This is a genomic window from Pseudomonadota bacterium (assembly GCA_022361155.1).
In the GTDB taxonomy this organism is placed as follows: domain Bacteria; phylum Myxococcota_A; class Polyangia; order Polyangiales; family JAKSBK01; genus JAKSBK01.
On sequence record JAKSBK010000412.1, the window covers coordinates 1 to 10,858 of the forward strand.

The 10,858-nt window shown below is 63.1% G+C and carries 6 protein-coding genes; 4 read left to right on the forward strand and 2 right to left on the reverse strand.

Features of this window, described 5'->3' with window-relative positions:
* The coding region (locus MJD61_15975; protein ID MCG8556763.1) for a LysM peptidoglycan-binding domain-containing protein at positions 1-230 on the reverse strand (230 nt) is incomplete at its 3' end.
* Between the two features lie 3 nt (positions 231-233).
* Complete coding sequence (locus tag MJD61_15980) at positions 234-1,556, reverse strand: protein kinase (protein ID MCG8556764.1); 1,323 nt, start codon at positions 1,554-1,556, stop codon at positions 234-236.
* Between the two features lie 495 nt (positions 1,557-2,051).
* On the opposite strand from MJD61_15980, the gene MJD61_15985 reads away from it, so the two are divergent.
* The 4 genes from MJD61_15985 (at position 2,052) to MJD61_16000 (ending at position 10,720) form a co-directional block, all read left to right on the forward strand.
* The gene (locus MJD61_15985; protein MCG8556765.1) at positions 2,052-5,297 is read left to right on the forward strand and encodes a vitamin B12-dependent ribonucleotide reductase; all 3,246 of its coding nucleotides are present in this window, start codon (positions 2,052-2,054) and stop codon (positions 5,295-5,297) included.
* 188 nt (positions 5,298-5,485) lie between these two features.
* Positions 5,486-7,288, forward strand: coding sequence for a sigma 54-interacting transcriptional regulator (locus MJD61_15990; GenBank protein ID MCG8556766.1), 1,803 nt, complete (start codon positions 5,486-5,488; stop codon positions 7,286-7,288).
* Between the two features lie 426 nt (positions 7,289-7,714).
* Positions 7,715-9,520, forward strand: a complete 1,806-nt coding sequence (locus MJD61_15995; protein ID MCG8556767.1) for a hypothetical protein — start codon at positions 7,715-7,717, stop codon at positions 9,518-9,520.
* Between the two features lie 240 nt (positions 9,521-9,760).
* Positions 9,761-10,720 (forward strand): SDR family oxidoreductase, encoded by a 960-nt coding sequence (locus MJD61_16000; GenBank protein ID MCG8556768.1) that lies wholly within the window; start codon positions 9,761-9,763, stop codon positions 10,718-10,720.
* Positions 10,721-10,858: the final 138 nt, after the last annotated feature.

Below are 10,858 nucleotides of genomic sequence, written 5' to 3' on the forward strand. Positions count from 1 at the left end.
CCGACGACTATCGCCGAGCCGCCCTCGGTGGTCAGTCCGTTTTCCGCAACCAGCACCCGCTCGAAGCGGGGCTCGCCGTAGTAGCGCTCCGCGATCGATGCCAGGGTTTCGCCTTGTCGTACGATGTGTACGATCGCGTTGTGCGCTTGCGCTGGGATCGACGTGGTCAGCCACAGACCGATCACGACGATGGCCGCGGCCGACGTGCTCGATGCCGATGTCGTACGCATTGCTCAGCCACCGGTCTGGGTGGCAGGCTGCTTGGACACCTTCGCTTCGAGCTTGACGTCGACAAGCTTGATCTCGCCGGCTTTGATCGTGAGCTCCAGGTGCCGTTCCCCAAGGTGGGGATTGCTGAGCTTCAGATAGTGTCTTCCTGGAGCCACCGGGTAGGTGCGTGCGCTGGGCGTCGTACACACCCTATGGCCATCGATGTGGACTTCGGCCCACGGTTGTACGACGAAGCGCAGGTACCCGGCGCGTTCGAGGACGAGCGGCGCGCCGACGCTGTCGTTCGCGCCCAGCCCGCCGTGCGCGGCCTGAATGGCTCCCCCGCTCAGCACCACACCGAGGAACAACGCGCCAAAGACTACCGCTGTGCTGCGCAGCAAGCCATGATTGTAGCCCGCGCTTCGGGCGGAACGTGAAAGTGCGTTCGCAAGCGTCTCATCGGCTTCGATGCTGCCGATGAGCTGAGCATCACGCAAGAACATCACCAGTCGCGCGCTGTAGTTGATGCTCACGCGTGGTGCAAGGAAATCCTGCAGATCGTGAATGAGGGATTGGGTGGTTTGGTAACGGCGTGCTGGAAGTTTCTCCATGCAGCGAGCCATCAAGCGTTCGATGCCGCGGGGAACATCGGTCACGACCCGGCGTGGTCGAACGTAGCGGTCCAGTCGGATTCGCTGCATGGCGGTGCGTCCAGCGTCCTCCTCGAAAGGTCGCGTGCCGGTGACGCACTGGTAGAGCACGATGCCCAACGAAAACACATCGCTGCGAGCGTCGAGCTTGTCTCCCAGCACCTGCTCGGGGCTCATGTAGCTGGGAGTGCCAACCCCCGCATCCGCTCCTTCGTGACCGCTCACGGCTTCCTCGCCCGCAACGCCGAAGTCCATGAGCTTCACCTCACCCGAGCGCGAGATGATGATGTTGGCTGGCTTGATGTCGCGATGAATGATTCCGCGAAAATGCGCGTGGTCGAGCGCGCGCGCGACCTGCAGTGCGACGATGGCCGCCACATCCACCGGCAGGCAGGTGCATTGCGCCAGCAGCTCGCGCAAGTCGATGCCGCGCACATACTCCATGACGATGTAAGTCGACTGATCCTGCTTTACGAAATCGTAGACGTGCAGGATATTTTCGTGCTGCAGTGACGCCATGAAGCGCGCCTCGCGCTCGAAGCGCTCTGCGAACTCGCTATCCCGGGCGATGGAGGGCTTGAGTGCCTTGATGGCCACGGTCCGTCCGAGCGGCTCCTGCACCGCCTTGTAGATGACCGCGGTCCCTCCACTGCCCAGTTCGCCCGTAATGCGACAATTGCCGATCCTTTCGAGCATCTGTCCGAGCCCCACCGATATCATACTCGCGCGCCCGCCCGTGTGCCGCCCGAGCGACCTGGAGCAGAAGCGGCGGCGTCTGCGGTGGAGTCTTCAGGCTGTCTTGGGCCGCAAAAGGGGCGAAAGCGTGCCAGGGGCTTGGGATCTTGCTCGCCGCCGCTTTATGGTATATACATAAATAGTCAGTATATGTATTGTCATGTCTTGCCATGACGACCGCTGCATGCGGTGAAGTCAGGCGGATGCATAGAGTCTTGACTTGAGCCTGCGGCTTGGCTTAAAGACGATCTACCACCGGTTGCGTAGTCGCGGCGTATCATTCCCTACATATTGTGGATTTATGGTGGACACGATGTGGAATGTCCAGGCCGGATCGTGATCTGAACAGCGGCGTATCGGCAGTGCCACCGATGGCGGGAGGTTGATGTGGGCGTGCAGAGCCAGGTCGTGAGGCCCTTGACTCGGGCCAAAAACAACGGAACAAATATCCAGTCCATGGACCGTCAGCCTCCTGGATTGAGCGTTGGGCGCTATTTCACGCGCGCGGGGATCGAGCCGCTCGACGAGCCGGAGAGTGAGCAGCGCGACAGCGTGATCAGCAATCCGGACGGGTCGGTCGTGTTCGAGCTCAAGGGAATCGACGTCCCGCGCGCGTGGTCCCAGCTGGCCACCGACATCGCCGTGTCCAAGTACTTCCGTAAGGCTGGTATCAAGGGGGACCCGAACCGGGGCGAACGGAGCGCACGCGAACTCGTGCATCGCGTAACGCGCACGATCCGCGACGCGGGAGAACGGCTGGGTGGCTATTTCGAGGGCCGCGACGATGCCGAGGTCTTCGAGGCGGAGCTCAGCTACCTGCTGATCCATCAGATGGCGGCCTTCAACTCGCCGGTCTGGTTCAACTGCGGGCTGTTCCAGCGCTACGGAATCGAAGGCAGCGGCGGCAACTTCGCATGGGACCCCGACACCGACTCCATCCTTGAGACCGCGAATGCATACGAGCGGCCACAGTGCTCGGCCTGTTTCATCCAGAGCGTGTCCGACGACTTGATGTCGATTTACGAGCTCGTCAAGACCGAGGCTCGTCTGTTCAAGTACGGGTCGGGCACGGGCACCAACTTCAGTCCGCTCAGGGGTCGCCAGGAGAAGCTCTCTGGCGGCGGCACGTCCTCGGGGCTCATGAGCTTTCTCGAAGTTTTCGACCGCGCAGCGGGTGCCACCAAATCGGGAGGCACCACGCGCCGTGCCGCCAAGATGGTTTGCCTGGACATGGATCATCCGGAAATCGTCGATTTCATCCAGTGGAAGGTCAAGGAAGAGCACAAGGCGCGTGCCATGATCGCTCAGGGCTACGTGGCGGACTTCAACGGCGACGCCTACCACACGATCTCGGGACAGAACTCGAACAACTCGGTGCGCGTTACCAACGCTTTCATGCGTGCGGTCGAAAGCGACGGCGAGTGGCACACGCTGGCGCGCACCACCGGGCAAGCGACGGAAACCCACCGCGCGCGACAGCTGTGGAAGATGATCGCCGAGAGTGCCTGGTCCTGCGCCGATCCCGGTGTACAGTACGACACCACCATCAACGATTGGCACACCTGCCCCAGCACCGACCGGATCAACGCTTCCAATCCGTGCTCGGAGTACATGTTTCTAGACAACTCGGCCTGCAACCTGGCTTCGATCAACCTCGCGAAGTACCTGCGTCCCGACGGCAGCTTCGATGTCGCGGGCTACAAGCACAGCATTCGTGTGCTGGTCATGGCCATGGAAATCCTGGTCGATTTCGCCTCCTACCCGACGGCCGAAATCGCGAAAAACAGCCACGACTACCGGCCTCTCGGACTTGGTTTCGCCAACCTCGGCACGCTCTTGATGAGGCTCGGTGTTCCGTACGACAGTGCCAGGGGGCGTGCCATCTGTGGGGCGCTGACCGCCGTGCTTTGCGGTGAAGCGTATAAGGCCTCTGCGGAGATGGCCGGCGAGAAGGGCCCATTCCCGGGATTCGAGGCTAACCGGGAGCCCATGCTGCGGGTGATGCGCAAACATCGCGACAAGAGCTTTCAAATCGAGTCGCTCGCCGGCTGCCCCGAGCCGACGCCTGTGTCCATGCGTTGCCCCCAGGACCTGCTCGAGGCGGCTCGAGCGAGCTGGAACGAGGCGGTCGCGCTCGGCGAGCGCAACGGGTATCGCAACGCACAGGCCACGGTGCTGGCGCCTACGGGGACGATAGGTCTGTTGATGGACTGCGATACCACGGGCATCGAGCCCGACTTCGCGCTCGTGAAGTTCAAGAAGCTCGCGGGGGGTGGCCACTTCAAAATAGTGAATCAGAGCGTTCCCGCGGCCCTCGAGCGACTGGGCTACACACAGGCTCAGATCGCGGAAATGGTCGCGTACGTGAGCGGATCAAACACCTTTGCTGCTGCGCCTCACGCTTCGCGCAAGTGGCTGCACGAGCGCGGCCTGCTGCCTGCCGAGATCGAGCGTGCCGAGCGTTCGCTGAGCTCGGTTTTCGATGTCTCGCAGGCACTGGCACCGTGGGTGATCGGCACCCAGGCCTACGAGCGTCTAGGGATTGCGCGCGAGAGCTTCGAAGCACCTGGCTTCAGCCTGTTTCGGCATTTTGGCCTGTCAACGGCGGCGATCGACGAGCTAAACGACCACGTGATCGGACGCATGACCCTGGAGGGCGCGCCCCACCTCGAGCAGGAGCACCTGGCCGTATTCGATTGCGCCAATCGTTGTGGCAGCAAGGGTCAACGCTTCCTGTCGCCCATGTCGCACCTGCGTATGATGGCCGCGGCTCAGCCGTTTCTTTCGGGCGCGATTTCCAAGACAGTCAACCTGCCGCACGAAGCCACGGTGCAGGAAGTAGCGGATATCTATCTCGAGGGCTGGAAGCTGGGGCTCAAGGCGATCGCGCTCTACCGCGACGGCTGCAAGGCTTCTCAGCCCCTGTCCACTGGAGAGCAGGAGGCTCGAGATACCCAGCAGGAGCCCGATACCGCTGCGGCCTCCAGCGCTGCGGCGGAGCAGGCGGTCCCGGCAACGGTCGTCGAAGGCCAAACGCCACCGCACACCGTCCGTCACCGCTTGCCCAAGAAACGCTCAGGCTTCACGCAGGAGGCGCGCGTTGCGGGACACAAGATCTTCCTGCGAACTGGAGAATACACCGATGGCTCCCTCGGTGAGATCTTCATCGACATGCATAAGGAAGGTGCCGCCTTCCGATCGCTGATGAACTGCTTTGCCATCAGCGTATCGATGGGCCTTCAACACGGCGTGCCCCTGCAGTCCTTTGTCGAGCAGTTTACGTTCACCCGTTTCGAGCCCCAGGGCCCGGTCAAAGGGCACCCGAACGTCAAGTTCGCGACATCCATGATCGACTACGTCTTTCGCGTGCTCGGCATCGAGTATCTGCAGCGCTATGATCTGGCACACGTACCGCCGGAGGAGATCCGTGCCGACATGGAGGATCCGACCACCGACGCCAGCGCAGTGGTTCAGGCCAAGCGCGCCGCCGGCAACGAAGCTCCGCACGCGCCAACCGAGATTTCGACCAAACAGGTAGGTCTCTTCGAGTCCCACGGCGCCTCGTCCGGCAGCGCGCTCGACAAGCAACTGGGCGAGATGATGGGGGACGCACCCATGTGCGATCAGTGCGGTCACATCACCGTGCGCAACGGCGCCTGCTATAAGTGTTTGAACTGTGGCAACTCCATGGGCTGCAGCTAACGTTCCTGTCCACAATGGCGCCATAGCGGCTTACCTCCTCGAAAAAAAGTCCTCGAAATAGCGCTGCTATTCCTGCGGTTTTTTCTGCGGGGGCGCTCGCTCTGGCATCCATTTTGGACAGGAACGCGGGCTCTCCGCGGGACACAATGGCGCCATAGCGGGTTGCCTTTCTGGTACACTTCGGCACCATGCCGTGTCTGAAGTGGATGGCAGCCGAGGGTCCGCCTCAGGTCTTTCCCATACGAAAGAAGATCGTCAGCATAGGTAGGGCGGGCGGCAACGACGTGTGCCTGCAGGCTCCGGGGCTGGCTGACTACCATGCGCAGATCGTGTTTGACGGCCGCGATTTCAATCTGAACGAGGTCGATCGCGAGGGCGAGCTGCGCATCAACGGCAAGAAGAAGCGCCGGAGCAAGCTGGTTCATGGGGACCAACTCAGCGTGGGTTCGGCGAGCCTGAGCTTTTCCCTCTACGATGAGCTCACGGACATCGATTCGAAGTCGCGCGACGCCTCCACCGAGCTCGGGGGACTCGTCAAGCTGTACGAGTTCAGTCAGCGTCTGATGGAGCTCGACAGTGTCAACGAGCTGCTCGAGGCGCTGATGGATGCGGTCATCGAGGTCACACATGCCGACAAAGGCTTTCTGATTCTGGTGCAGAACGACGAACCCAGAGTTACGGTTGCCCGCAACCTAAGGCAGCAAAACCTGTCGGACAGCGTGCAGCATCTGTCAGACAGCATTCTGCGCAACGTGATACAGGAGCGCAAGCCGCTCATTGTCAGCGATGCACTGCACGACGAGCATTTCAAGACCAGCGAAAGCGTGATGAACCTCAAGCTGTGCTCGGTCATGTGCGCGCCGCTGCTCTCGCAGGGGCAATTACTCGGCCTGCTGTACGTCGGAAACGACAACGTCGTCAATCTCTTCGAGGAGGGCAGCCTCGACGTATTGACGATTTTTGCTGGCCAGGCATCGCTCATTCTTCAGAACGCGCTGCTGCTTGACCAGCTGAAGACCGACCGCGACCAGTTGAAAGAGAAGCTCGACGCGCAGCGCTTTGGCGATATCGTGGGCACGTGTCCACCGATGCTGAGTGTATTTCGCACGGTCGAAAAGGTCGCTCCCACCGAGGTTAGCGTGCTGATTACGGGTGAGACGGGCACCGGCAAGGAGCTGATCGCGCGCGAGCTTCACCGCCGCAGCACACGTGCCGGCGGTCCGTTCGTGGTTATCAACTGCGGCGCCATCCCCGACAATCTGATCGAGTCGGAGCTGTTCGGTCACGTCCGAGGCGCCTTTACAGGTGCCGTCGCGACACGCAGCGGAAAGTTCCAGCTTGCCGATGGCGGCACGCTGTTTCTCGATGAAATTGGCGAGCTGCCGGTAGCGCTGCAAGTCAAGATGCTGCGGGCGCTGCAAGAAAAAGTCGTCTTCAAGGTCGGCGAGGCCAAGCCCGAGCCGGTGGATATCCGCATTGTCGCGGCTACCAACCGTGAGCTGATCGGCGAGATGAAGCTGGGTAACTTCCGCGAAGACCTCTACTATCGTCTCAACGTGGTGAATCTGCACCTGCCCCCGCTTCGTGAACGCGGCGACGACGTGGTCGTGCTTTCGAGGTATTTGTTGGCCAAGTTCAGCAAGGAGTTCGGCTCGCGCGTCAAGGGGTTCACACCCAACGCCATGATCGCGATCCGCAAGTATCCGTGGCCCGGCAACGTGCGGCAGCTGGAAAACCGCATCAAGAAGGCGATCGTCATGTGCGAGAAATCGCTGGTCGGTCCCGAGGACCTGGACTTGTTTCCCGAGGCTCTCGCGCCGATCCGAACCCTCGCTCAGGCACGCGAGGATTTCCAGCGCCGCTACATCGCCGAGGTCCTCGAGCGCAACGCTGGAAACCGAACCAAGACCGCTCGTGATCTGGGCGTTGATCCACGCACGATCTTCCGCTACCTGGAGCGCGACCCCGAGCTCAAGGAACCTGCCGGCTAGTACCGCTTGCCAGGGATTATGCTGGATTCCCGCCGGCTCTGACGGCCGCTGCAACGCCGCCAGCGGGCGCCAGGGCTGGGGCCAAACGATCAGGATTCCTGTGGCGAGGCACTAGCACAACGGCCCGGAAACTCGTGGTACTAGTCCAGGGCGGGACGAGTTCGCGGGTCGCGGTCTGGTCTTCGAAGGACCGCGACAGCGTTGTCATGGCGGGAGTTCGCGCCGCTGGCAGGCGTCTGCTAGCTTTTTGCTTTAACGTCCATGGGTTACCGGGTTCTCGTGGCGTTGGCTCAGAATATGCATAGCTTGCCGCACACCATGCTTGCGCACGCCTCGTGGCAGCACAGATTTCCTCGCGCGAGGCTTTGCGGCAGGGGGCGCCCGCCCCGCCGGCCCGGCGCCGCGTTGTCGCTTGCATTTTGCGTCTTGGTGGGCTGCAGCTTCAGCGCCGAGGATTCCCGGGCGACATCGGCCAACACCTGTGCGGATGCAAGCGACTGCGCCGCCGCCGCGATCTGTGCGCGAAGCATGTGCTTGACGCGGCGGCCGCCACCCTTCGCACTGGCGCTGGAGGTAGAGACGCAGCGAGGCCCCCGTGGTGGCGAACCCGTTCAGGTCGGTTTCGCAAACGCCGCCGACGGGCAGGTATTCGAGTTACCCTGGCCCGCTCGAATCTACGGTAGCGTGACCTTCGGCGGGCGAATGGTCGGCGCCGAGCTGACCTTCGTGCCCGAGGCCAGCGGCCCTGGGGTTCGTATCGGCAGGGTTACGGCCACCACCCTGGCAGACCCTATCGCGGATCCATTCGGCAAGGCGTCGACCTTCTCGGTTCGCTTGCTGCCCGGTGTCGCTTACCAGGTGATCGTGCAACCCACCGGCGCGGAATCCCAGCTGCTGCCTCCGAGGTACGAGCAGGTACGGTTCGAACCGGGTGCGTGGCAGCGTCTCGACCTGAGCTACCCCGAGCGGCTGCGGACTGAAGACTTTTTGGTCAACGACATCCCGGAGGGTGTCCGCTTCCAGATCCTGGTGCGGGATAGGCGGACACAGCACGTGGTGTCGTCGAGCTGGCTCACGAATCCTGGTCAGAATTCCGTGTCCCTGCGTCTCATGCCAAGCCACCGCCCGGATCCGAACGACTACGAGCTGCAGCTGCTCGCCGAGCACGAGGCACCCATGCCCTACCCGAGCTTCAGCGCCCGCGTTGCCGATCTACCCGTGATCGAAGGTGGCGTGCGTCTGGTGCAGGTGCCGAAGGTGCTCGCGCCCATCACCTTCCGGGCCGTTGTGGAGCACTGCTACTCCGAAGAGGCCTTCGCCTCGAGCGTGGGTCTACCGGTCACGCTTCGCTCGGAATCGATCGCATTGGGCGGCCCACGTACGCCCTTGCGTGCCAGCTTCAGCGCGTCCACGACGACCACCGACCACGACGTGGACGAGAACGGCGTCTTCGAGGTTGACCTCGTGCCGGGCACCTACGAGGTGGTGATCGCCCCTCCCGTATCTTCGCCGGACACGCAGGCGCAGGACGCGGGCCGCACCTGTGCGCTGTATGCCGGCACGCATCGCGTGGAGGTCGAGCCGAGAATTCCCGTGCCTGGCCTTCCCGCGTCTGCCCCGGCACCGCCGTCTCCTGCGGCTGGTCCTCGTTCGCTCAACGGCTCGGTGATGCGCCTGCCCAGGGCGCCGCTGTTGACGGGAACGGTGTACCACGAGGCGCGCCGGAGCGACGAGCGCCTGCCCGTGTCGGGCACCCTCGTGCGGGCGCTCGCGCTGTCGCCCAACGGGCAAGCGCCTCCGAACCGTGCCGGTGAAACCTTCAACCGCAGTGTCGAGGTCGCTGTCGACCCCCTCAGCGGGCAATTCTCGCTGCCCCTGGATCCCGGGGGCTACGACATCGTTGTAAAACCACCCGTTGACAGCGGCTTTGCCTGGCAGCTTTTTCGCGATTTCAGTATTGGTGAGCAAGTGACGCTCACGGGACAGCCCGTGACCCGCCATATTCGTCTGGACGCTCCAATTCTGATTCGCGGCCAGCTGGTCTACCGGCTGCTGCCAGACGCCGGCGCACCCGAGGCCGGGGCACTTGACGAGGCGCGCATCACCGCCCGGGCCGTGTTCGATTCCATGAGTGGCGCGCAACGTTCGGTGGTGGTGGGCAGCACGCAAACCAGCACCGGGGGCTACTTCGAGCTGCTGATCGGCCCTTCGCTCAGGCGAGGATTGCTCTAGCCTGAGACTTCCGTTTCCGGCTAGGGCTCGCTGCGCGAGCGGAGCGGCGCATCAGCGCCGCCTGAAGATGGCAGCAAGCCTACCTGCGGCGTGGGAAGTTCTGTTTCTTGTGTGGCCCGCAGGGACTGTGGGGCGGTACTGGCGTGAAATTCCCGTTTCCGGCTGGCGACGCCGAGAGAGCAGACCCGAGCCGGGCTTCGAGGGGCGCGAGCTGTCTGAAACGCGTGACTCGTGCGGGGGATGCACGCTAGGCTCCCTCCCGTCATGCCGGTAGCCATGTCAGGCAAGGTCGTGTTGATCACGGGAGCCAACTCGGGCATCGGCAAGGTGACTGCCCGGGCCCTGGCGCAGCGCGGCGCTACCGTCGTGTGCACCGCACGAGACCGTGAGCGCGGTGAGCAGGCGGTGGCCGATATCCGGCAGCATGGCGGCAATCCGAACGTCGAATTGCTGACGGCGGACTTCGCGCAGATGCGAGACGTGCGGGCCCTGGCTGAGCAGTTCGTAAGGCGCCACCGTCGGCTCGATGTGCTCATCAACAACGCTGGCCTCATGTTGTCCAGGCGCCGCGTAACCCCCGACGGCTTCGAGGAAACGCTTGCCGTCAATCACCTGGCGCCATTTCTGCTGACGCACCTGCTGCGCGACACGCTCGAGCGCAGCGCACCGGCCCGTATCGTCAATGTCTCGTCGCGCGCCCACAAGCGTGGGCGGCTCGATTTCGACGACCTGCATTCCGCTCGCCGCTACGACGGCTTCGGGGTGTACTGCGCGACCAAGCTTGCGAATATCCTCTTCACGCGGGAGCTGGCGCAAAGGCTCGACGAACGCCAAGTGTCCGCCAACGCGCTACACCCCGGGGTGGTGCGCACCGGCTTTGCCGGGGACGGAGACGCGCAGGGCTTTTTTGCGTTCGCCTTCAAGCTCGCGCGCCCTTTCATGATCTCGGCGGAACAGGGCGCCGAAACGAGCATCTATCTGGCCACATCAGCCGAAGTTCGCGGGGTCACGGGAGCCTACTTCGACAAGTGCAAGGCGGCTCCGTGTTCGAGTGCCGCCAAGGACGCAGCCGCCGCACGCCGGCTGTGGCAGGCCAGTGAGCAGATGCTAGGGAGCGAGGGGGTGGATTGCCTTGCTCCCTTGGATGATCCAGCGGACAGAGCACTCGACGGCGGGCGGGCGCGGACGCAATCAGGCTAGCCTAGCCCGCATCGGTCACCAGCCTCCGGCTCGATCGGCCGATCCACCCGCGCAAACGGCCGCGTCCTCGTCTCGGTGTCCCCAACATAGTGTCGACTATGCTTCCGGCGCTTCGACTGCGGAGCGGCCGTTATCACG

Excerpts from the sequence above, each read along its gene's own strand:
- MJD61_15980 (MCG8556764.1), bottom strand. The coding sequence starts at position 1,556 with ATGCTCGAAAGGATCGGCAATTGTCGCATTACGGGCGAACTGGGCAGT.
- MJD61_15985 (MCG8556765.1), top strand. The coding sequence starts at position 2,052 with ATGGACCGTCAGCCTCCTGGATTGAGCGTTGGGCGCTATTTCACGCGC.
- MJD61_15990 (MCG8556766.1), top strand. The coding sequence starts at position 5,486 with ATGCCGTGTCTGAAGTGGATGGCAGCCGAGGGTCCGCCTCAGGTCTTT.
- MJD61_16000 (MCG8556768.1), top strand. The coding sequence starts at position 9,761 with ATGCACGCTAGGCTCCCTCCCGTCATGCCGGTAGCCATGTCAGGCAAG.